Origin of the sequence: Actinosynnema sp. NPDC023587, from assembly GCF_040640215.1 — a bacterium.
Classification (GTDB): domain Bacteria; phylum Actinomycetota; class Actinomycetes; order Mycobacteriales; family Pseudonocardiaceae; genus Actinosynnema.
The window spans coordinates 416,045-438,479 of the sequence record NZ_JBFABG010000004.1; the positions used below are offsets into that span (position 1 = coordinate 416,045).

General features: G+C 71.5%; 21 protein-coding genes, 1 pseudogene and 1 CRISPR repeat array (1 of these 23 only partly in view). Of the genes and pseudogenes, 1 reads left to right on the forward strand and 21 read right to left on the reverse strand.

All coding sequences use genetic code 11. From position 1 onward, the window contains the following. Positions 1–56 precede the first annotated feature (56 nt). The gene (gene rpsB, locus AB0G01_RS14255; RefSeq protein WP_360944430.1) at positions 57–1,001 is read right to left on the reverse strand and encodes a 30S ribosomal protein S2; all 945 of its coding nucleotides are present in this window, start codon (positions 999–1,001) and stop codon (positions 57–59) included. 341 nt (positions 1,002–1,342) lie between these two features. Here rpsB and AB0G01_RS14260 point away from each other — a divergent pair. After that, a pseudogene (locus AB0G01_RS14260) lies at positions 1,343–1,849 on the forward strand (M23 family metallopeptidase); the annotation flags it as partial. A 336-nt stretch (positions 1,850–2,185) separates the two neighbouring features. Here AB0G01_RS14260 and AB0G01_RS14265 read toward each other — a convergent pair. The 20 genes from AB0G01_RS14265 to AB0G01_RS14360 form a co-directional block, all read right to left on the reverse strand. Then, positions 2,186–3,019, reverse strand: coding sequence for a FliA/WhiG family RNA polymerase sigma factor (locus AB0G01_RS14265; RefSeq protein ID WP_360945265.1), 834 nt, complete (start codon positions 3,017–3,019; stop codon positions 2,186–2,188). Between the two features lie 553 nt (positions 3,020–3,572). Next, positions 3,573–4,550, reverse strand: coding sequence for a tyrosine recombinase XerC (locus tag AB0G01_RS14270; RefSeq protein WP_360944433.1), 978 nt, complete (start codon positions 4,548–4,550; stop codon positions 3,573–3,575). Positions 4,551–4,582: 32 nt separating this feature from the next. Further along, positions 4,583–5,728 (reverse strand): DNA-processing protein DprA, encoded by a 1,146-nt coding sequence (gene dprA, locus AB0G01_RS14275; RefSeq protein ID WP_360944436.1) that lies wholly within the window; start codon positions 5,726–5,728, stop codon positions 4,583–4,585. A 1,130-nt stretch (positions 5,729–6,858) separates the two neighbouring features. Then, positions 6,859–8,376: a YifB family Mg chelatase-like AAA ATPase gene (locus tag AB0G01_RS14280; RefSeq protein ID WP_360944439.1), complete on the reverse strand. Its 1,518-nt coding sequence runs from the start codon at positions 8,374–8,376 to the stop codon at positions 6,859–6,861. A 1-nt stretch (position 8,377) separates the two neighbouring features. After that, positions 8,378–8,734 carry a YraN family protein gene (locus AB0G01_RS14285; RefSeq protein WP_360944442.1) on the reverse strand — a complete coding sequence of 119 codons (357 nt, stop codon included), beginning with the start codon at positions 8,732–8,734 and terminating at the stop codon, positions 8,378–8,380. Between the two features lie 205 nt (positions 8,735–8,939). Then, a complete protein-coding gene (locus AB0G01_RS14290; protein ID WP_360944445.1) occupies positions 8,940–9,263 on the reverse strand; it encodes a DUF2469 domain-containing protein in 324 nt (107 codons plus the stop codon). Next, on the reverse strand, positions 9,263–10,057 hold the full coding sequence (locus tag AB0G01_RS14295) for a ribonuclease HII (protein ID WP_360944447.1): 795 nt from the start codon (positions 10,055–10,057) through the stop codon (positions 9,263–9,265). Before AB0G01_RS14295 ends, AB0G01_RS14290 begins: the two co-directional genes overlap by 1 nt. Before the next feature lie 9 nt (positions 10,058–10,066). Then, positions 10,067–10,972 (reverse strand): signal peptidase I, encoded by a 906-nt coding sequence (gene lepB, locus AB0G01_RS14300; protein WP_360944450.1) that lies wholly within the window; start codon positions 10,970–10,972, stop codon positions 10,067–10,069. Between the two features lie 4 nt (positions 10,973–10,976). Then, positions 10,977–11,894 carry a signal peptidase I gene (gene lepB, locus AB0G01_RS14305; protein ID WP_360944453.1) on the reverse strand — a complete coding sequence of 306 codons (918 nt, stop codon included), beginning with the start codon at positions 11,892–11,894 and terminating at the stop codon, positions 10,977–10,979. 35 nt (positions 11,895–11,929) lie between these two features. After that, complete coding sequence (gene rplS / locus AB0G01_RS14310) at positions 11,930–12,289, reverse strand: 50S ribosomal protein L19 (protein WP_360944456.1); 360 nt, start codon at positions 12,287–12,289, stop codon at positions 11,930–11,932. A 187-nt stretch (positions 12,290–12,476) separates the two neighbouring features. Then, complete coding sequence (gene trmD, locus AB0G01_RS14315; RefSeq protein ID WP_360944459.1) at positions 12,477–13,217, reverse strand: tRNA (guanosine(37)-N1)-methyltransferase TrmD; 741 nt, start codon at positions 13,215–13,217, stop codon at positions 12,477–12,479. Next, a complete protein-coding gene (gene rimM / locus AB0G01_RS14320) occupies positions 13,207–13,725 on the reverse strand; it encodes a ribosome maturation factor RimM (RefSeq protein WP_360944462.1) in 519 nt (172 codons plus the stop codon). Before rimM ends, trmD begins: the two co-directional genes overlap by 11 nt. 8 nt (positions 13,726–13,733) lie before the next feature. Continuing rightward, positions 13,734–13,973, reverse strand: a complete 240-nt coding sequence (locus AB0G01_RS14325; RefSeq protein ID WP_015104447.1) for an RNA-binding protein — start codon at positions 13,971–13,973, stop codon at positions 13,734–13,736. Continuing rightward, a complete protein-coding gene (gene rpsP, locus AB0G01_RS14330) occupies positions 13,970–14,398 on the reverse strand; it encodes a 30S ribosomal protein S16 (protein WP_360944465.1) in 429 nt (142 codons plus the stop codon). Before rpsP ends, AB0G01_RS14325 begins: the two co-directional genes overlap by 4 nt. A gap of 151 nt (positions 14,399–14,549) precedes the next feature. Continuing rightward, entirely contained in the window at positions 14,550–15,305 is a 756-nt protein-coding gene (locus AB0G01_RS14335) for a 5-oxoprolinase subunit PxpA (RefSeq protein WP_360944468.1), read from the reverse strand. Beyond that, a complete protein-coding gene (locus AB0G01_RS14340; protein WP_360945268.1) occupies positions 15,302–16,045 on the reverse strand; it encodes a type II CAAX endopeptidase family protein in 744 nt (247 codons plus the stop codon). The genes AB0G01_RS14335 and AB0G01_RS14340 overlap by 4 nt, the downstream gene beginning before the upstream one ends. A gap of 47 nt (positions 16,046–16,092) precedes the next feature. After that, on the reverse strand, positions 16,093–16,803 hold the full coding sequence (locus AB0G01_RS14345; protein WP_360944471.1) for a CPBP family intramembrane glutamic endopeptidase: 711 nt from the start codon (positions 16,801–16,803) through the stop codon (positions 16,093–16,095). Between the two features lie 98 nt (positions 16,804–16,901). Next, complete coding sequence (locus AB0G01_RS14350; RefSeq protein WP_360944474.1) at positions 16,902–17,975, reverse strand: amidohydrolase family protein; 1,074 nt, start codon at positions 17,973–17,975, stop codon at positions 16,902–16,904. Further along, on the reverse strand, positions 17,972–19,519 hold the full coding sequence (ffh, locus tag AB0G01_RS14355) for a signal recognition particle protein (protein WP_360944477.1): 1,548 nt from the start codon (positions 19,517–19,519) through the stop codon (positions 17,972–17,974). The genes AB0G01_RS14350 and ffh overlap by 4 nt, the downstream gene beginning before the upstream one ends. Positions 19,520–19,554: 35 nt before the next feature. Then, positions 19,555–20,112: an AAA family ATPase gene (locus AB0G01_RS14360; protein ID WP_360944480.1), complete on the reverse strand. Its 558-nt coding sequence runs from the start codon at positions 20,110–20,112 to the stop codon at positions 19,555–19,557. Between the two features lie 338 nt (positions 20,113–20,450). After that, positions 20,451–22,435: a CRISPR direct-repeat array (repeat unit 28 nt; unit sequence GTCTTCCCCGCGCGAGCGGGGGTGGTCC); it runs 666 nt beyond the window's last position.

Consider the following 22,435-nt stretch of genomic DNA (forward strand, 5'->3'; position numbering starts at 1 on the left):
CGGTACCGGCGCGCGCCGCGCCCGTGAACTCGTCACGGGCGCGGCGCGCCGACGGATCAGGACTGCACGGGCTCCGTGGTGCCCTCGGGAGCGGCAGCGGCCTCGACGGCCTCGGGAGCCGTCTCGGCGGCGGGAGCGTCGGCCTCGGGAGCCTCGGCAGCGGGAGCCTCGGCAGCGGCCGGGGCGTCGGCGGCAGCCGGCTTCTCGGTCGCGTCCGCGCCCACCAGGAGCTCCTGCTCCCACTCGGCCAGGGGCTCGGCGACGGCACCCGGCGCGGGCTTGTCCGCACCGTCGGCCGCGTTCGTCCGCGCGCCGGAGCGCTGCATCAGACCGGCGGCAGCCGCCTCGGCGACGACCTTGGTCAGCAGCGCGGCGGACCGGATGGCGTCGTCGTTGCCCGGGATCGGGTAGTCGACCTCGTCCGGGTCGCAGTTGGTGTCGAGGATCGCGACGATCGGGATGTTCAGCTTGCGCGCCTCGCCGACCGCGATGTGCTCCTTCTTGGTGTCCACGATCCACACGGCGCTGGGCACCTTGGACATGTCGCGGATACCGCCGAGCGTGCGCTCCAGCTTGTCCTTCTCACGGTTCATCATCAGGATTTCCTTCTTGGTGAAACCCTGGAAACCGCCGGTCTGCTCCATCGACTCCAGCTCCTTGAGCCGCTGGAGGCGCTTGTGCACCGTGGAGAAGTTGGTGAGCATGCCGCCCAGCCACCGCTGGTTCACGAAGGGCATGCCGACGCGGAGGGCCTCGTTGGCGATGGCCTCCTGCGCCTGCTTCTTGGTGCCGATGAACAGGATCGACCCACCGTGCGCGACCGTTTCCTTCACGAACTCGTAAGCCCGGTCGATGTAGGTCAGCGTCTGCTGGAGGTCGATGATGTAGATGCCATTGCGCTCGGTGAAGATGTAGCGCTTCATCTTCGGGTTCCAGCGGCGGGTCTGGTGCCCGAAGTGCACGCCGCTGTCGAGCAGCTGCTTCATGGTGACGACGGCCATGGCCGGGTTCGCACCTCTTCGTTCAGGCGGGCCGGTTGTTCGCCGGCACGCGTTCCGGTTGCTCGCGGCGGACCGGGTGGACCGCCGCCCTGGTGCCCTTGCCGTCGTCCGAACCGGAGTTGACCTCAGGACCGCCGGACGCCGTGACTCGACCACGAGAGGTGGATCGAATCTGCATTGGCACGCGAAGTCGCCCCGCACTCACACGGGCCGCGACACGAGTGTACGCCGCCACGCCAGGCCCACCGAACCCGGCCCTGAGTTGTCCACAGGCGTCTGAGTTGTCCACAGTTCCGACATAGTCGCTGGTAGCCCCAGCCTCCTCCGGGCACCGTGGACCCATGGCTCCCACGATCCGAACGCCGCTGGTCCCGGCCTTGACACTGTCCCTGACCCTGCTCGCCACCCACCACCCGGCCACCGCCGCTCCCCCGTCGTCGGCCGCTCCGCACTCGTCTTCCACTCCGCACTCATCGGCCGCTCCGCACTCGTCGGCCGCTCCCCCGCCTCCGGTGGCGTCCCGCCCACCCCGCCACGCCTGGCCCCTCGCACCACCCCACCCGGTGCTCAGGACGTTCGAACGCCCGCCCGACCCGTACCGCGCCGGTCATCGTGGCGTGGACCTGGGAGCCGCCCCGGACACGACGGTCCAGGCGTCCGCCGACGGCACGGTGCACTTCGCCGGCCCGGTGGGGCACCGGCACGTGGTGTCGTTGGCGCACGAAGGCAACCTGCGCACCACGTACGAACCGCTGAAACCGCTGGTCGTGCGCGGCCAGCGGGTGACCCGAGGCACCCCGATCGGCCTCCTGGTCCCGGGCCACCGGGGCTGCCGGGCGACGTGCCTGCACTGGGCGGCCCTGCGCCCGACCCCGCGCCGTGACTACCTGGACCCGCTCAGCCTGCTGACCCGAGCCCGAATCCGACTGCTCCCGCTGACGGGCGGGTCGCACGACGCCGTCCCGGCTTCGCCGAAGACCGGGGAATGGGGACCACCGCCCCTGAACGCGCTTCATGGTGCCAGGCCGATTTCTCGCGTGACCCGTCCGAGGTTCGCCACACCACCGGAGCGGCGGCTTCAGCGCGCGGCTCCACGGCGGGGAGAGGGGCGTCCCGGGGTGCGCGGAGGTTCGGGGAGAACGGTCAGAACGTGGGTGGGGGCCGGTGACGGTCTTTCCGGCGGGTCAGGCTTCGAGTTGTTCGTTGAGCTTGGTGCGCAGGCGCAGGACGGCCCGGGTGTGGAGTTGACACACGCGGGATTCGGTGACGCTCAGGACCTTGCCGATCTCGGCGAGGGTCAGGTTCTCGAAGTAGTAGAGCGTGACGACCACGCGGTCGCGTTCGGCGAGCTGCGCGATGGCGTCGGCGAGCTGGCGGCGGCTGTCCTGGTCGACCAGGGTCGCGATCGGGTCCTCCGCGCCCTCGTCCGGCAGCGACTCGGCCAGCGACGCCCCCACGCCGCCCACGCTGCGACCGGCCGCGATCAACTCGTCGAGGGCCACGACGCTGGTCAGTTGGAGCTGCGCGTACAGCTCGCGCAGCTCGCCCAGGCCGATCTTGAGCTCGGCGGCGAGCTCGCGGTCCGTCGGGGTGCGCTGGAGGCGCGCCCCGAGCCGTTCCAGCGCCCGTTCGACGTCGCGGGCCCGGCTGCGGACGGATCTCGGAACCCAGTCCTGAGACCGGAGGTCGTCCAGGATCGCGCCCCGGATGCGCTGCATCGCGTAGGTCTCGAACTTCAGCCCACGTTCAGGTTCGAACTTCTCGATGGCGTCGACCAGACCGAAGATCCCGGACTGGATCAGGTCCGCCACGTCGACGTGCGCGGGCAGCCCGGTGCCGACCCTGCCGGCGACGTACTTGACCAAGGGTGCGTAGTGCAGCACCAGCCGGTCGCGCAGGGCTCGCTGGTGCGACTCGCCGTACGTGTGCCACAGCGCGATGATCCCGGCTTCGACGTCGTCGGCGGTGCGCGACTCGGACGCCGGGTGGGCGGGCCGACCTGCACCGGACGGCGTCACGACAGCCGCCTCGACAACTGCGTCGACAGTCACGTCGACAGCCGCCTCGACCGTCACGTCGACAGCGGGCACGTCCGCGCCGAAACCCTCCGCGCCAGGCACGTCGTCAGCCACCGGCTCGACGTCGGCAACGCCCTGCTCCGCAACACCGGGCGCGTCGGTTTCGGGCAGGTCAGCGCGGGTGGCAGAGCACTCGGCCGCAGCCACCTCACCTGCGACACCGGTCGCGGCGGGTGTCTCGGTGGAGGCCCCACCAGGTGTCTCGGCGGATGTCTCGGCGGGTATCGCGGTAGATGTCTCGGCGGTTGGTTCGGCGAGTGGTTCGGCGGGTGTCAGGGCGTGGCCGTTGGTGCGCCGGGTCTCGCCGTTGACAGGGTCAGCATGCGGGTCCTCGCCGTTGACGGGATCGGCGGACGAGTCCTCGCCGTCGACGTGGTGACCGTTCGTCCCGGTCGGGGCGTCCGCAACCGAGGGCCGCGCCTCCGACGAGGCCCCGACGCGCGCGGCGGAAGGAGAGGTCACGGTTGCGGTCCGCGAACCTCCCCCTGCGACGTCAGGAACGGGGGTGGGTTCGGTCATGGATCGCCTTCAGCCGTTCGACGGTGACGTGTGTGTAGAGCTGAGTGGTTGCGAGCGTAGCGTGACCGAGAAGCTCTTGGACGGTACGCAGGTCCGCTCCCCCTTCCAACAGGTGCGTGGCCGCGGTGTGCCGCAGGCCGTGCGGCCCGATGTCGGCTGTCTCGGGCACCGCGCCCACTACATCGTGAACAACCCTCCTGGCGGTACGCGGGTCCAGCCTGCCGCCACGCGCACCAAGGAAAACGGCGTCCCGCGAACGGTCGCTGACCAGTGCTGATCGGCCGTGTTCCACCCAGCGCCGTACGGCCCGTTCGGCCGGTACGCCGAATGGCACGGTGCGTTCGCGCCTACCCTTGCCCAGAACCCGGATCACCCTTTGGGAGTAGTCGATATCGCCGAGGTCGAGACCGCACAGCTCGGCGACCCGCACACCTGTCGCGTACAGCAACTCCACCATGGCCTGGTCACGCAGCGCAACCGGGTCACCGTGTTCGGCGGAGACTTCCGCCGCCGACATCACGGCCTTCGCCTGGTCTGCCCGCAGCACTGCGGGCAGCGTCCGGTGGGGCCGGGGCGCGACCAGGCGCGGCCCGGGGTCGGTGGCGAGCAGCCCGGTCCGCGCCGCCCAGGCGGTGAACGTCCGGGCGGCGGCCGTGCGCCGGGCGAGCGTGGTCCGGCTCGCACCCGCACCGTGCTGGGCCGCCAGCCACGACCGCAGCCCGGCGAGGTCGACGGCTTCGACGGTGGCGTCGCCCGCCGTGCCGCCGGCCAGGTGGACCAGCAGGGAGACCGCGTCCGCGAGGTAGGCGCGAACGGTGTGCGGGGAGAGCGAGCGCTCCATCGCGAGGTGGCGCTGGTAGTCGTCCAAAGCCGACGAGACGTCACCGGGCAGCTCACGACGCAGGCCGACGAGGTCGACACGGCGAGTCCGGGCGGGCGGCGGCGGGGACATGGCCCTGACGCTGCGCCTCAGAACGCTCTTGGTCAAGTATCGCCACGCCGGACCCCCTCATGAGAGCGCTTCCACCCAGTGTCGACCCGCACCGCCAGTTCGACCAGCTCCAGTTCCGGGAGCAGGGCCCGGACCCTCGGCAACTCGACCCCGGATTCCACCGACACGGCCTCGGCGCTGGTCGCGTTCTCCAGCGGCAGCGCCTCGAACACCCGCAGCGCCTCGCCCTGTGGAAGTCCGACTTCGGTGTTCCGCCTGGCCTCGACCAGGTCCACCCCGAGCCGCCCGGTCGATTCGAGCACCTCGGCGACGCTGCTCACCGCCTGCGCCTCCCCCGACCGCAGCAGGTCGTGGCAGCCCGACGAACTGCCGGAGGTGATCGGCCCCGGCACCGCCATCAGCACCCGCCCGAGGGCCGAGGTGGAGGCGGCGGTGTTCTTCGCACCGCTGCGCCGGCCCGCCTCCACGACCACGGTCCCCTCGCCGAACGCCGCGATCAGCCGGTTGCGGGTGAGGAAGCGGTGCCGGGCAGGCTGGAGACCCGGCGGGTACTCCGAGACCACCAGTCCGTGGTGCGGGATGCGTTCGAGCAGCCCCTGGTGGCCGCGCGGGTACGCGATGTCGACCCCGCACGCGAGGACCGCGATGGTCGGCCCGCCGGCCGCCAGGGCACCCCGGTGCGCCGCGCCGTCGATCCCGTAGGCGGCACCGGACACCACCGTCACGCCGGACGCGGCCAGCCCGTGCCCGAACTCGGCCGCGACGTGCTGCCCGTACGCGGTGGACGACCGACTGCCCACCACCGCAACAGCCCGCTCGGTCAACGCGGACAGCTCGGCCTCGCCGCGCACCCAGAGCGCCAGCGGGGCCAACCCGCAGCGCAGGCCCTGCGCGGCGGCCAGGTCGAGCGCGTTGAACGGCCACGCGGGCCACTCCTCGTCCTCGGGCACGACCAGCCGCCCGCCCAACCCGGTCACCGCCGCCAGGTCCGCCTCGGCCCGGTCGTCGGCCCGCCGCGCTGAGGTCTGGCTGTCGACGGCACTGGGCACCTGGCCGCGCCGGACCATCACCGCCGCCCGCACCGGTCCGACGGCGGCCACGAACGCGGCCAACGCCCCTGCCGGCGGCTCGGCGACGCGCGACAGGTAGGCACGCGCCAGCCGCACCTCGTCAGTCACGCCACACCGCCGCCGGCACCAGACCGCACGACGTCCGCCAGGGGCGGTCCGCCTGACGCGGGCGGTGACGCACGCACCGACACCAGTCGGCGGGCCGACCGCACCTGGGCCGGAGGTGCAGGAGTCGCACCTGGTCGATCAGCTCGCCCAGCCAGGTCTTGCCGAGGCGGAACGGCGTGGCGCGCCCGGTGGCGGAACTGGCGGTGTGGTCGGTGGCCGGTTCAGCGGTGTGGCCGGTGGCCGGTTCAGCGGCCTGGTCGGTGGGCGGGCCGGCGCAGGCGTAGTTGTGCTCGTGCGAGGGGTTTTCCCGTCCTCGGCGACGCGAACCTGATACGTCGCAGGGGGGAAGCGGCCCGGTCGTCCGTGGCTCCGAGCGGTGGCAGGACTGCCTTGGCGGGGTGGCGGTGCGGAGTCCTCGGTAGGAGCAGGTCGGATCGGCTGGGGTGGTGCGCGGGCGGGGCGGGGTGTGCGGGGGCCTGGCGGTGGCGCACGGGGAACGGTGGGTCGGATTCGGCGGGACCTCGGTACGGGTCGGCTGGTCGGTGGGTAGACGGCCGGCGGATGGCTGGGTGGTGGACGGGTGGCCGGCGGGCAGGTGGGTGGTGGGCGAGGGGTCGGCTGGTGGGCGGGTGGCTTCTCTCCGGGCCTTGGCGGCGGCCATTCCGGCTATGCCCGGCCAGGGGGAGCCGGCGGGTGGGGTGATCGGGTTCGGGCGGTCGGGGCGCGCCTCGGTCGAGATCGTGCCGGTGCGACTGATTTCACCCGGAAGGGTGGCGGCGTGGTGGTCGGGGTGTGCGGGGTTGGTGGAGGTTCGGGGTTCTTCGCGGAGGGATCGCGGAAGGGCGGGATCGGTCGGGTGAAAGGCTTTCGGAGCGGGCTGCGGGGTGCTGTCCGGGAGTTCGGTCACGGGGTGCCTCCGGTGGGCGGGTCGGACACCTTCGGGGTGCCTTCTTCGGGGTGGGCAAGGCGGATTCGGAGGACCTTTCCGGGCCAGCCGAGGATCCAGCGGTTGACGTCTTTCGGGGTTGCCAGGCGGTGGAGGGTGGGTTTTCTCCTCGCGCCGTCGGGGGGTGGCGGTGTCGGGGTCGGGAATGTCCTCGCTGTCAGGCGGGAGAGTTTCGGGGGTGGGGTCACGGCCTTCTCCTTTCGCGGAATTCCAAGGCCGCGGCAACGTGGTCCGCGGTGGGTTCGTCGGTTTCGGCGAGGTCTGCCAACGTCCAGGCGACGCGCAGGCAGCGGTCCGCTCCCCGGCCGGTCAGAGCGCCGATGGCCAGTGCCCGGTCCAGCAGGGTGGTGGCGGTCGCGGGCAGCCGGAATTCCTTGCGCAGGACCGGGCCGGGGACTTCCGCGTTGGTCCGCCACCCGTGCGGCGACCAGCGGGAGCCGGCCCTCGCCCGCGCCCGGTGCACCCGTTCGCGGACCGTGGCGGTCGGTTCCGGGGTGATCACCTCGGGGCCGAGCATCACGGTCAGGGGGCGCATGGTCACCCGCAGGTCCACGCGGTCCAGCAGAGGACCGGAGAGCTTGCTCTGGTAGCGGCGCTTGGCGGTCGGCAGGCAGATGCAGTCCAGGTCCTTCGGCGGGGCGCACGGGCACTGGTTGGCCGCCAGCACCAACTGGAAGCGGGCCGGGTACCGCGCGATGCCGTCCCGGCGGGCGATGCGGACCTCGCCGTCCTCCAGGCACGTCCGCAGGGCGTCCAGGCTGCGTGCGCCGAACTCGCACGCCTCGTCGATGAACAGCACGCCGCGGTGCGCCCGGCTCACCGCGCCCGGCTTGGCCAACCCCGAACCGCCACCCACCAGCGCCGCGGTCGACGTCGACGGGTGCAGCGAGACGAACGGGGGTGTCGCCACCAGCGGGGTCTCGGGGGTGAGCAGGCCGGCGATCGAGTGGACCGCGGTCACCCCGATGGCCTCGTCGGCGGACAGTGGCGGGAGCAGGCTGACCAGGCGTTCGGCCAGCATCGTCTTGCCCGTGCCGGGCGGGCCGGTCAACAGCACGTGGTGACCCCCGGCCGCCGCCACCTCCAGCGCCCAGCGGGCCTCGGGCTGGCCGACCACGTCGGCCAGGTCCTTGCCCGGCGGCGGGGACGGGGGTTCCGGGTAGCCGACCGCACCGGCCAGCGCGTCGTCCGAGCCGTTCAGCCAGGCGATCACGTCGGTCAGGGTCGCCGCGCCGTGCACCTCCAGGCCCTCGACCAGGGTCGCCTCGGGCAGCGACGCGGTCGGCACGACCGCCCTGGTCAGACCCGCCCGCCGCGCGGCCAGGAGCGCGGGCAGCACACCGCGCACGGTGCGGACGCGGCCGTCCAGCGCCAGCTCGCCCAGCAGCACCGTGCCGTGCAGGCGGTCGCCGGGGACGGCCTGGGACGCGGCCAGCACCACGCACGCCAGGGCCAGGTCGTAGCCCGAGCCGCCCTTGGGGAGGGTGGCCGGGGACAGGCCCAATGTCACCCGTTGGGTGGGCCACGCGTGGGCGCTGTTGCGCACCGCGGCCTTCACCCGGTCCTTGGACTCGTGCAGGGCCGCGTCCGGCAGGCCGATCAACTGGGTGCGGACCGAGCCCGCGCCCACGTCCGCCTCGATCTCCACCGGGACACCGTCCACACCGAACAGCGCGACGCACCAGGCGCTCGCGAGCGCCATCTCAGGCACCCCGCACGTGGTGCAGGCGGATGGGTCCCGAGCGCGGCCACAGGATGCCCACCAGGTCGCAGCGGACGGCCAGCCCGCGCAGGCCGTGCGCGTCGCGCCAGCGCACGCCCAGGCCTCGGACCCGGTCGAGCTTGGTCGGGGTGACGGCCTCCAGCGGACTGCCCCGGCCGGTGCCCGACCGGCACTTCACCTCGCACACCACCAGCCGCTCGCGGTCCGTGGCCACGATGTCGAGCTCGCCCTCGGGGCACCGCCAGTTGCGGGCGAGCAGGTCGAGGCGCTCTTGCTGCCGCAGGTAGTGGCAGGCCACGTGCTCGCCCAGGCGGCCCAGCTCTCGGGTCTCCGGCATGGTGTTGCTCCGTTCGGCTCAGTCGGTGTTCGGGTCGACTGTGCCGAAGCGGATCTTGCGGGGCCAGGGTGAACCTGCGATCTGTGGACGGATTTTTCGGGCTGTGGACAACTGCCTCCGACAGGGATCTACCTGGGGAAACAGGCCCAGAAAGCCGATAAGGGGCTCATCCGCGGCGGATGAGCCCCTGGCGACTGTCGAACGATCAGGTGTTGAAAGGACCGTCCTCGGGGAGCCGTAGATCGGGCTTGTCGAGCTCTTCGACGTTGACGTCCTTGAACGTGATGACCCGGACGTTCTTCACGAACCGGGCGGGCCGGTACATGTCCCAGACCCACGCGTCGGACATCCGCACCTCGAAGTAGACCTCGCCGTCCGCGTTGCGGACCTGCACGTCCACCGAGTTGGCCAGGTAGAACCGCCGCTCGGTCTCCACGACGAACGAGAACTGGCTGACGATGTCGCGGTACTCCTTGTACAGCGACAACTCCATCTCGGTCTCGTACTTTTCGAGATCCTCTGCACTCATTACGCCTCCGCGCGGGTGCTCATCGAATCCGCGCCCCTCCTCGTCGCGAGCCTGCCACCGCTGGTCTGCGGCGATGTTCCATTCTGGACCACGGTGGCGGAAAGCACGTCACGCGCCACTCGGTGCGGCGCGGTCAACCCGTGTCGGGCCCCCGCCGAGGCCACATTCGCATACGACCAGCGGTGCTCCGCGCTCGGCCCGTGTTCCAGCAGGGCGGCGGTGTGCTCGGCGGTGCTGTAGCCCTTGTGCACGTCGAAGCCGTACCGCGGCAGGTCCGCGTGCAGCTCGGTCATGATCCGGTCCCTGGTGACCTTGGCCAGCACCGATGCCGCCGCGACGCACGCCGCCACCCGGTCGCCCTTGACCACCGGCATGTTCGGCGCGGTCAGGCCCGGCACCGGGAAACCGTCGGTGAGCACGTAGCCGGGGTGCGCGGACAACTGCGCGACGGCGCGGCGCATCCCCTCGATGTTCGCCACGTGTACACCGATCAGGTCAACTTCCCACGCGGGGATGACGATCACCGCCCAGTCGACCGCGCGCTCGACCACCACGTCGAAGATCCGGTCCCGCGCGGCGGCGGTGAGCAGCTTGGAATCCGTCAGGCCCTCGAACCTGGCCGCGTCACCGGGCTTGAGCACGCAGGACGCCACGACCAGCGGGCCCGCGCAGGCACCGCGCCCGGCCTCGTCCACACCGGCCACCGGGCCGAGGCCACGCCGGTCCAGCGCGGCCTGGAACGCCCAGATGCCCGCGGTCTGCCGGACCTGCGCCCGAGGTGGCTTGCGGATCACCAGCCGACCCTATCCCAGCCGCGAACGCCGGACCCGGCCCCGCAGCCGCCTGCCGACCAGCAGCACGGGCCACGCCGCGAGCAGCCCGACCCCGGCCGGCACCGCGTCCTGCCACACCGGCGCACCGATCGCCACGACCTGCGGGTTCTGGGCGGACACGCCACCCCAGCGCCCCGGCGGCAGCACGATCACGCGCGCCTTGCCGACCACCTTGTCGACCGGCACCAGCCCGCCGAGCCGCTTGTCACCCTGGCACCGCGAGTCGCACGAGTCGTTGCGGTTGTCGCCCATCACGAACAGGTACCCGTCCGGGATCTTCAGCTCGTCGTACGAGTCCTGGAAGGTGCCGCGGCCCGGCTCCCAGTAGACGTACGGCTCGTCCAGCGGCTTGCCGTCGACCAGGAACCGGTTCTTGTCGTCACAGCACTTCACGGTCTGCCCGCCGACCGCGATGATCCGCTTGACGAAGTCCTCCTTGTTCGCCGTCGGTATCCCGATCAGCGCACCCACCCCCTGGAAGAACCCGACCACGGGGTTCGCCGGCTCGGCCGGCGCGAAGTCGTTGTTGATCCAGGTGTCCGGGCCGTGGAAGACGATCACGTCGCCCGGCTCGGGGTCGGAGAAGTCGTAGGTGAGCTTGTCGACCAGCACCCGGTCGCCGAAGCACGGCGAGGTGCAGCCGTGCAACGTCTGCTCCATCGACTCCGACGGGATCATGTAGACCCGCGCCAGGAACGTCTGGATCAGGAACGCGAGCCCCACCGCGACGACCAGGAGGATCGGCAGCTCGCGCCAGAACGAGCCCTTCCGCTTTTTCTTCTGCGACCGCTTCCGGGACTCCTCGACCTTCTCCTCGTCGGGAGAGTGCTCGGGGTCCTCGTCGGACGAACCGCGGGAAGGTGCGACGTCTACCACGCGGTCAGCGTACCGATCCGCTCTGTGAAGCCCTGGTCAGCCTGGCCCTAAGCCGTCGGCCGAGGAAGAGCACCGGCCACGCGGCGGCCAGGCCGACGCCCGCCGGGACCCCGGACTGCCACGCGGGTGCGCCCATCGCCACGGCCTGGGGGTCGTGGTCGCCGATGCCGCTCCACCGCGCCGGCGGCAGCACGATGGCGCGCGCCTTGCCGATCACCTCGGACTCGGGCACCGCCCCGGACGCACCGCCGTCGCCCTGGTAGCGCGAGTCGGTGGAGTTCATCCGGTTGTCGCCCATCACCCACAGGGTGCCCTCGGGGACCTTCACCGCCTCGAACGGGCGGTTGTCGGCCGGGCTGGTGCCGGGCTGCCAGTGGACGTAGGGCTCGTCGAGCGGCTTGCCGTCGACCTTGACCCGGTGCTGCTCGTCGCAGCACTCGACGGTCTGCCCGCCCACGGCGATGACGCGCTTGATGAAGTCGCGCTCGTCCGGCGGCGCGAGGCCGATCAGCGACAGGCCGGTCTGGAACACCCGCACGACGGGGTTGTCCGAGCGGGCCGACTGGAAGTCGTTCGTGGTCCACGCGGGCGGCCCGCGGAAGACGACGACGTCGCCCGGCTCGATGTCGGTGAAGTCGTAGACCAGCTTGTCCACGAGCACCCGGTCGCCGAAGCAGGGGGCCGTGCAGCCGTGCAGCGTCCGCTCCATCGACGCCGACGGGATGACGTACACGCGCGCGATGAACGTCTGGATCAGGACGGTGAGCACGAGCGCTGTGCCGAGGAGCACGAGGATCTCACGCCACAGCGGCGTCTTCTTCTTCTTTTTCCTGCTCTTACCGTCCGATGCCGAGTCCGGAGTGGACTCGGCATCGGGTTCCCGACCGTCTTCGTCAGCGGAGCTGTGCGCGGGTTCTGCCACGTGGGGCAGGCTACTGGTCGCGCGTGAACCCGGCGTCAGGAGGCCGGCCTGGCGTTCCGCTTCTCCTTGATCTTGGCGGCCTTGCCGCGCAGGTCGCGCAGGTAGTAGAGCTTCGCGCGGCGCACGGCACCACGGGTGGCGACCTCGATCTCGGCGATGTTCGGGGAGTGCACCGGGAAGGTGCGCTCGACGCCGACGCCGAACGAGACCTTGCGGACGGTGAAGGTCTCGCGGATCCCGCCGTTCTGGCGGCGGATCACGACGCCCTGGAACACCTGGACCCGCTCGCGGGAGCCCTCGATGACGCGGACGTGGACCTTCAGCGTGTCGCCCGGCCGGAAGCTCGGGATGTCGGAGCGCAGCGACTGGGCGTCAAGAGCGTCCAGGGTGTTCATCGGTGGTCCGTCCTCGTCCTCACGTGTAATGCGTACTCCCCCGAGGCGCGTTCTTGCCAAGGTCGCTCATGGCCTTGCCAAGGTTTCACACATCCGCGTGGGGGCGGGCTTTGCGGCGCACCCCGGCTGACCGGGTGCAGCAACCTGTCCAGTGTGCCAGATGGGGCGGGCCCCGAGGAAATCGGGGTTACCGCAGCTCGTCCAGCAGCTTCCGGTCGTGCTTGTCCAGCGCGCCCTCGGGGAGGGCGTCGAGCAGCTCGGGGCGGCGCTCCCACGTGCGGCGCAGCGACTGGTCGCGCCGCCAGCGGTCGATCGCCCCGTGGTTGCCCGACCGCAGCACGTCCGGCACCGCCAGCTCGCGCCACACCTCGGGCCGGGTGTAGGACGGACCCTCCAGCAGGCCGTCGGAGAACGAGTCCTGCGCCGCCGACGCCGGGTTGCCCAGCACGCCGGGCAGCAGCCGGACCACGGCCTCCACCACGACCAGCACCGCGACCTCGCCGCCGACCAGCACGTAGTCGCCGAGGGAGACCTCGTCCACGCGCATCCGCCGGGACGCGTCGTCCACCACCCGCTGGTCGATGCCCTCGTACCGGCCGCACGCGAACACCAGCCGCGACTCGGCGGCGTACTCGTGCGCCAGCTCCTGGGTGAACGGCCGCCCGGCCGGCGTGGGCACGACCAGCCTCGGCGGCGGGTCGCCCGCGCACACCTCGTCCAGCGCCGCGCCCCACACCTCGGGCTTCATCACCATGCCGGGACCACCGCCGTAAGGGCTGTCGTCCACGGCCTTGTGCACGTCGTGCGTCCACGTGCGCAGATCGTGCACGCCGATGCTGATCAAACCCTTGTCGACGGCCTTCCCGAGCAGCGCGGCGCGCAACGGCTCCAGGTACTCCGGGAAGATCGTGACGACGTCAATCCGCATCGAGCAGGCCTTCGGGCGGGTCGACCACCACACGTCCACCGCGCACGTCGACGGTGGGCACGATCTGGCGCACGAACGGCACCAGCGCCTGCCCGCCCTCCGCGCGGTCGATCACCAGCAGTTCACCACCGAGACCGTGCACGATCTCGCGCACCTTGCCGAGTTCCGTGCCATCGGGCAGTTCGGCCCGCAGGCCCTCCAGCTCGTGGTCGTAGAACTCGTCCGGGTCGCCGGTCGGCGGCAGGTCATCGGTGCTGGCCAACAGCAGCGTCCCGCGCAGGGTCTCGGCGACGTCCCTGGTCAGGACCTCTTCGAAACGCACCAGCAGCCGCCCGGAGTGGTTCCGGGCGGCTGCGACGGTGAGGGTGCGGGACGTGCCGTCGCGCAGCTTCGCGATCAGCGCGGACTTGAGCGCGAACCGCAGTTCGGGCGAATCGGTGCGCACGTCCACGGCGAGCTCGCCGGTGATCCCGTGCGCCTTGGCCACACGGCCGACGACGACGTCCATGTGCGCGCTCAGCGGTCGGTGTCGACCACGTCGACGCGCACGCCACGCCCGCCGATCCCGGCCATCACGGTGCGCAGGGCCGTCGCGGTGCGACCGCTCCGACCGATCACCTTGCCGAGGTCGTCCGGGTGGACGTGGACCTCCAGGGTGCGACCGCGCCGGGTCGTGACCAGGTTCACCCGGACGTCGTCCGGGTGGTCGACGATGCCCCGAACGAGGTGTTCGAGGGCGTCAGCCAACAAGCTCACGCCTCGTCCTTGGGTGCCTCGGCCTCGTCGCTCTTCTTGGCGGTCTTCTTCTTCGGCGTGGTGGCCTCGGTCGTCGGCGCGTCGCCGGCGGCGGCGAGCGCGGCGGCGAACAGCTCCGCCTTGCTCGTCTTCGGCTCCTTGACCTTCAGCGTGCCCTCGGCACCCGGCAGGCCCTTGAACTTCTGCCAGTCGCCGGTGATCTCCAGGATCCGCTGCACGGACTCGGTCGGCTGCGCGCCGACACCCAGCCAGTACTGCGCCCGGTCGGAGTCCACCGCGATGAACGACGGCTCTTCCTTCGGGTGGTACTTGCCGATCGTCTCGATGGCCTTGCCGTTGCGGCGGGTGCGCGCGTCGGCGACGACGATGCGGTAGTACGGCTGACGGATCTTGCCAAGCCGCTGAAGCTTGATCTTGACGGCCACGGGTGTGGGTACTCCTCAGGCTCTCGTTTGCTCAGGTGCGGGCACTCCTCGCCCGCGTGGGGCACGAGCGGGAAAGCCCAAAGGTCTGGGCGCCATGGCACGGTGAGAGGGACCGACCGTGGCGAACAACAGTCCATTCTGCCAGACGGGTCTACTCGACCACGAATCGGCCCACGGTGACGCCCGCGTCGGTCAGCGCTCGGCGCACTGAGCGGGCGTGCTCTACGGCACCCGGAGTGTCCCCGTGCAGGCAGATGGAGTCCACCTCCGTGGCGATGACCTCACCCGTAATGGCGACGAGTTCACCGTGTCGAGCCAACCTCAACACCTGTTCGAGGACGGCCTGGGTGTCGGTGAGTACAGCGCCGGGCTGCGTGCGAGGCACCAACGTGCCCTCCGGCGTGTACGCCCGGTCCGCGAACGCCTCACGCACCGCGCGCAAGCCCGCGCGGGACGCGTGGTGCAGCAGCCGTGAACCGGGCAGGCCCAGCACGGGCAGCTCCCCGAACGCCTGCACACCGTTCACGATGGCTTCGGCCTGCCTGTCGTGGTGCACGGTCGCGTTGTACAGCGCGCCGTGCGGCTTCACGTAAGACACCTTCGTGCCCGCAGCGCGCGCACACGCCTCCAGAGCACCGATCTGGTAGAGCACCTCGTCGGCCAGTTCGGTCGGGTCGGCGTCGATGAACCGCCGGCCGAACCCCGCGAGGTCCCGGTACGACACCTGCGCACCCACGGCCACGCCGCGCTCGGCGGCCCGCGCGCACACCCGGCGCATGGTCGACGGATCGCCCGCGTGGAACCCGCACGCGACGTTCGCGCTGGTCACGACGTCGAGCAGGGCGTTGTCGTCACCCAGCCGCCAGATCCCGAACCCCTCGCCGAGGTCGCTGTTGAGGTCGGTCATCCCGGCATCACCCCCAGCGTGACGAGCAGCAGCGTGAGACCGGGCAGGAAGTTGTTGACCACGTGCGCCACCACGCTCGCGGTGAGCCGGCGGGTGATCAGCCGGGCGATGCCGATCGGCAGGGCGACCACGATCAGCAGCGACGTGCGCAGCGGCTCCAGGTGGCTCGCCGCGAAGATCAGCGTGGTCAGCACGAAGGCCGCCCACTGGCTCCAGCCCTGGCGCTCGATCGCGCCCCACAGCAGGCCGCGGTAGATCAGCTCCTCGCAGATCGGGCCGACGAAGCAGACGTAGAGGAACATCGCGATGGCCGCGCCCAGCGGCAGCGCCGCACCGTCCACCAGCTCGCCGATCGCCGACGTGGCGTTGTCGGTGCCGACGATCCGCGACCAGATCACCGCGGCCAGGTAGGTCAGCACCATCCCCAGCAGGCCCAGCTTGAGCCCGATCTTGACGTCCGCCCAGTTCCAGGACAGCCGCAGGTCGACCAGGGGGCCGTTGCCGCGCACCCGGGTGATCACCACGGCCAGGCCGGCGGCCAGCACCGTGGGCACCATCGAGCCGATCAGGATGAACGCGACCGAGCCGAACGGGTCCGTGCCGTTCGTGGCGGCGATCGCGGTGATGAACACGGCCGACAGGATGAACACCGCTTCGACCAGCAGGAACGCGCCGAAGCCCCACCGCTGCCCCACCCGTTCAGGTGCCGGCTCACGACCTACCGCGCGGACACCGGCGATGAGGCCGGTCGGGGGTTCATCCGGTGGGTTCACAGCGAACACCCTAATCAGGAGGCACCTGCGTACAGGTAGACGGCGGGGAGCAGGTTGTTGGCCGCGTGCGCGACGACGCTCGCCGAGACGCGTCCGGTGATCATCCGGGCCGCTCCGATGGCGAGGCCCTGGGCGAACAGGCTGATCGTCCGCCACGACTCCTCGTGCAGGAACGCGAAGATCAGGGCGGTGAGACCGAGGATGGCGATCTTCGGGACCTTGTAGTGCTCCAACGCGCTCCACAGCGCACCCCGGGTGAGCAGCTCCTCGGTGAGCGGCGCGCCGAGGAAGACGAACAGGGCGGCCAGCGCCAGCCACACGGACCGACCGCCGGACAGCGACTCGATCTGGTCGAGTGACGAGTCCGTGTCGCGGTAGACGTGCAGCAGCAGCACGCCGAGCACCCACGCGGCCAGCAACGACGCGCCGCCGCACAGCAGGCCGACCTTGATGTCGCGGGCCCTGGGAACGATGCCGAAATCCCGGTCAGGGCCGTTGCCGCGCCACCAGGAGAAGACCGCCGGGCCCAGTCCCAGCAGGACGTTGGGCAGGAAGACCAGCAGCAGCAAGGGCCCCAGCACCGGCGGGTCGGTGATGTCGACCTCGGCGAACCGGTCGGCGGTGACCGCCGTGAAGACCAGCGTGGACAGGTGGTACCCGGCCAGGCCGACGAAGAAGGCGAGGAAACCCCAATGCGCCCGCCCGGTGTCCCGCTGTTCCTCCACTCGACCGAACGTAGCGGCACCACCGGGACCGGCACCGCCCAGGGCGGCTCAAGATCACTCCGACGGATGCGCGCCCGAACGGGAGGGGCCGTGCCCGGTCAGTGGATCCGGCCGCGCAGCATCACCAGCGCCGGGTCCCGCAGCGCGGCGAGGTCCTCGCGCGGGTCGTCCCGGTACACCACGACGTCCGCCGCGGCACCTTCCACCAGGGAGGGGAAGCCCAGCCACGTGCGCGCGGCCCAGGACGCGGCGGCCAGCGCGTCGTGCCGGGACAGGCCCACCCCGTGCAGGGCCTGGATCTCGTCCACGATGCGGCCGTGCTTGATGCCGCCGCCCGCGTCCGTGCCCGCGAACACCGGCACGCCGGCCTCGACGGCGGACGCGATGGTCGCCTTGTTGCGGGCGTAGAGGTCGCGCATGTGGGCGGCGTAGGCCGGGTACCGGTCGGCACCCGAGGCGATGTCCGGGAAGTTCTCGATGTTGATCAGGGTGGGCACCAGGGCGGTGCCGGCGGCGGCCATCGTGGCGATGGTGTCGTCGGTCAGACCCGTGCCGTGCTCGATGCAGTCGATGCCCGCGGCGAGCAGGCCGGGCAGCGCGTCCTCGCCGAACACGTGCGCGGTGACCCGCGCGCCGGCCTCGTGCGCGACCTCGATCGCCCGCACCAGCACGTCGTCGGACCACAGCGGGGCCAGGTCGCCGGTCGACCGGTCGATCCAGTCGCCGACCAGCTTCACCCAGCCGTCGCCCTGGGCGACCTGCTCCGCGACGGCGGCCGGCAACCCCTGCTCGTCCTCGACGTCGACGCCCAGGTACTTGATGTACCGCCGGGGCCGGGCGAGATGCCGACCGGCGCGGATGATCCGGGGCAGGTCCAGGCGCTCCTGCAACGGGCGGGTGTCCAGCGGTGAACCGCAGTCGCGGATGAGCAGCGTGCCCGCCTCGCGGTTCAGCACCGCCTGCTCGACCGCTTCGGGCAGGTCGACCGCACCCTTCGAGCCCAGGCCGACGTGGCAGTGCGCGTCGACCAGACCGGGCACCAGGTACCCACCGTCCACGACGGTCCGCGCGCCCGGCACGGGCTGCGTGCGGATGCGCCCGTTGACCACCCACAGGTCACGCGGCTCGCCACCGTCGGGCAGGACGACACCGCGCAGGTGCAGCCCGGTCACTTCTTCGGGAACTTCAGCTTCGACGGGTCGAACCCGGCCGGTAGCTGGTCCAGGCCGCCGACGCCCGGCGGCAGCTCGGGCATCCCGCCCGGCATGCCCGGCGGCATCCCGGGGGGCATCCCGCCCGGGACCATGCCCGGGAAGCCGCCGCGGATCTTCGGGGGCGTCGGGCCGCGACCCTTGCCCTTCTTCCCCTTCTTGCCCTTGCCCTTCTTGGCGTTGTTCCGGCCACCGGGCAGACCGAACCGGCCGGCCATCTGCGACATCATCTTGCGCGCTTCGAAGAAGCGGTTGACCAGGTCGTTCACCTCGCTGACCCGGACACCGGACCCGTTCGCGATGCGCAGCCGACGGGACGCGTTGATGATCTTCGGGTCGTCCCGCTCGGCGGGCGTCATGCCGCGGATGATCGCCTGCACGCGGTCCAGGTGCTTCTCGTCCAGGTTCGCGAGCTGGTCCTTCATCTGGCCCGCGCCGGGCAGCATGCCCAGCAGGTTCGCGATGGGACCCATCTTGCGCAGGGTGAGCATCTGCTCCAGGAAGTCCTCCAGCGTGAGCTGGCCGGACCCCATCTTCACCGCGGCGGCCTCGGCCTGCTCCGCGTCGAACGCCTGCTCGGCGTGCTCGATCAGGGTCAGCATGTCGCCCATGCCGAGGATCCGCGACGCCATCCGGTCCGGGTGGAAGACGTCGAAGTCCTCCAGCTTCTCGCCGTTGGACGCGAACAGGATCGGCTGGCCGGTCACCTCGCGCACGGACAGCGCCGCACCGCCGCGGGCGTCGCCGTCGAGCTTGGTCAGCACGACACCGGTGAAGCCGACGCCGTCGCGGAACGCGGTCGCCGTGTTCACGGCGTCCTGACCGATCATCGCGTCGACCACGAACAGCACTTCGTCGGGCTGCACGGCGGCGCGGATGTCGACCGCCTGGCGCATCATCTCCTCGTCGACGCCCAGCCGGCCGGCGGTGTCGACCACGACCACGTCGTGCTGCGCCCGCTTGGCCTCCTCGATGCCGCGGCGGGCCACGTCCACCGGGTCGCCCACGCCGTTGCCGGGCTCGGGGGCGAACACCGGGACACCGGCCCGCTCACCGACGACCTGGAGCTGGGTGACCGCGTTGGGACGCTGGAGGTCGCACGCGACCAGCATCGGCGTGTGCCCCTGGTTGCGCAGCCACCTCGCGAGCTTGCCCGCGAGGGTCGTCTTGCCCGCGCCCTGGAGGCCGGCGAGCATGATCACCGTGGGCGGGTTCTTCGCCAGGTTCAGCCGGCGCGTCTCACCGCCGAGGATGCCGACGAGGCCCTCGTTGACGATCTTGACGACCTGCTGGGCCGGGTTGAGGGCCTGGGAGACCTCCGCGCTCTTGGCGCGTTCCTTGATCGAGGCGATGAACGTCCGGACGACGGGCAGCGCGACGTCCGCCTCCAGCAGCGCCACCCGGATCTCGCGGGCGGTGGCGTCGATGTCGGCCTCGGACAGCCGGCCCTTGCCCCGCAGGTTCTGGAGGACCGAGGTGAGCCGGTCGGAAAGGGTGTTGAACACGGTGCCGCCAGACCTCGCACGTCGTCGGACAATGACTACCGGCCAGCGTAGCCGCTCCGGGTGACCGACAGTCGCAGACGGTCGTCCCGCGTCAGCACGGTCAACGCCTGCCACCCCCGCGGGGCCTTCCCCTCCGCGAAGCGCTCGCGCAGGCGCGCGGCGCGGCGGACGTGCCGGGAGAACGAGCGCGAGCGGATCAGCCGGCCGCGCTGGACCTGCCCGGACAGGGCCTCCTCGGGGCTGGCGTCGAGCCACATGAAGTGCCGGGGGCGGCGGGCGATCAGACCGACCAGCACCAGGCCCGCGCGAGTGGTCGGGCGCGTGGACGGTTCGTGGACGAGGAGGAGGTCGGAGGTCGTCGCGGCGAACCAGAGGATGCGGGCGCGGTGCACGAGGTGGACGAGGGGGCGGTAGAACCGGTAAGGCAGCGCGGCGGAGAACACGCCCCGGAGGTAACCGCGCACCTGGTCGGAGTCGAGCACGATGGCCGGCACGCCCCCGGTGTCGACGCCGGAGAGCAACGTCGTCTTACCCGCGCCAGGCAGTCCGGCCAGCACTACGAGAGCTCGTGGTGCTACGGCGACGGCGTTCATCACACCCATACTAAAGAGACGTTTCGGACGGCACGGAGTTCCCGGACAGCTCGGGCAGGCTCACGCGTTGACAGTCTTTAGTACTGGTGCGGGGACGGGTAGGTGTTTGACGCGTGTCCGGCTGCGAGGGGGGGTGTTGGTTGCATCGGTTGCGTGGGCGGTGGGGGTGGCGGGGTTGAGTGTGGGGCGGGAGGCTGTCGGCTTGTCGCCGGGTTGGTGGTTGGGGGATTGTGTACTGCGGCGTTCGGGGGACGGTACGGGCGGGGGTTCTGTTCCGGAACGAGCGTGGACCGAATGAAAATGACCCGTGGTGCTGAAAGACTGCCTGGTCAGGAAGTGTCTTCCCCGCGCGAGCGGGGGTGGTCCCTGCACGAACACGTTCCAGCCGGGGCGGTGTCGGTCTTCCCCGCGCGAGCGGGGGTGGTCCGCTGGGCCCATCCGGCAATATGCCCACGCTTGGGTCTTCCCCGCGCGAGCGGGGGTGGTCCCTCGATGAACTCAAACGTTTTCGGGTCGATCAAGTCTTCCCCGCGCGAGCGGGGGTGGTCCCTCGTTGCCGGGCACGCACAAGGACAACTGGGCGTCTTCCCCGCGCGAGCGGGGGTGGTCCCAGGTCGATCACCAGGCGGGTGTGCGGGTGTGGGTCTTCCCCGCGCGAGCGGGGGTGGTCCCCAATCCGTACCGTGGGGACGCCAGCTCATGACGTCTTCCCCGCGCGAGCGGGGGTGGTCCCGTCGTGGAGAAGAGGTTGGGCAGGTTGACGAAGTCTTCCCCGCGCGAGCGGGGGTGGTCCGGTCTCGGCCGGGTCGACGTAGCCGCCGGGCAGGTCTTCCCCGCGCGAGCGGGGGTGGTCCGTCAGCAGGCCCGGCCCATGGGCCGTAACTGGAGTCTTCCCCGCGCGAGCGGGGGTGGTCCGGAACGCTCCGACCTGGTGACCCTCGCGTCAGGGTCTTCCCCGCGCGAGCGGGGGTGGTCCCCACAACTCGTGCCGGATCTGGCCGGGCTCGTGGTCTTCCCCGCGCGAGCGGGGGTGGTCCGGCGAAGGTCTCGGAGGTGGCGTCGTTCTTCCCGTCTTCCCCGCGCGAGCGGGGGTGGTCCCAGGTCGGTCCAGTCGAACACCGGCGACTCAGTGTCTTCCCTGCGCGAGCGGGGGTGGTCCCGGGTCCGGCGCGGACTTCGTGCGCGTCGCGGTGTCTTCCCCGCGCGAGCGGGGTGGTCCGCGGCCGGAGCGGGTGTAGTGGTCGACCGGGCCGGTCTTCCCCGCGCGAGCGGGGGTGGTCCTGCCCCCGGCGGCTACAGCGGCTTCGTATCCCGGTCTTCCCCGCGCGAGCGGGGGTGGTCCCCGCGCGAGGGGCACACCGAGGTCCTCATGCTGGGTCTTCCCCGCGCGAGCGGGGGTGGTCCGCCCTCACTCGCCTGGAACGTCTTGCCGCTGATGTCTTCCCCGCGCGAGCGGGGGTGGTCCGTGCCCCTCGACTGATTCTCGCGAAGCTCTTCCGTCTTCCCCGCGCGAGCGGGGGTGGTCCGTCGAGACCGACCGCTTCGACGAGCCGGTCGCCGTCTTCCCCGCGCGAGCGGGGGTGGTCCGTAGTTCCGGTGCGTGCGCTGCTCGTAGCTCACGTCTTCCCCGCGCGAGCGGGGGTGGTCCACGCGCCCGCACCACCGGCATCGGGCGGGCCGACGTCTTCCCCGCGCGAGCGGGGGTGGTCCCCGCGGGGCCCACGCGTCCGACTGCTCCAGCACGTCTTCCCCGCGCGAGCGGGGGTGGTCCGGGTGCCCTTGGTGCGGGATCATCCGCCGCATGGTCTTCCCCGCGCGAGCGGGGGTGGTCCGACCAGATCCGGGTCGACCTGGAGAGCCGGGCAGTCTTCCCCGCGCGAACGGGGGTGGTCCCCAGGGCATCATTCTTTTCACGCTGGCCGATGAGTCTTCCCCGCGCGAGCGGGGATGGTCCCTACGGCCGGAAGATCCTGGAGCGGGACCCGAAGTCTTCCCCGCGCGAGCGGGGGTGGTCCCAAGACCGACAGCAGGATGGAGACCGAGCATGAGTCTTCCCCGCGCGAGCGGGGGTGGTCCCGGGGAGTCGGTGCCGCACTCGGCGCGGCACCGGTCTTCCCCGCGCGAGCGGGGGTGGTCCGTTCATCCACGCCAGCCACAGCAGGCCGGCCAGGTCTTCCCCGCGCGAGCGGGGGTGGTCCCGCCGTCAACGGCACGTTGAACCTCCGCACCGGGTCTTTCCCGCGCGAGCGGGGGTGGTCCCACCAGTACGGCCAGTGGGGTTCCGGCATCGGGGTCTTCCCCGCGCGAGCGGGGGTGGTCCGAT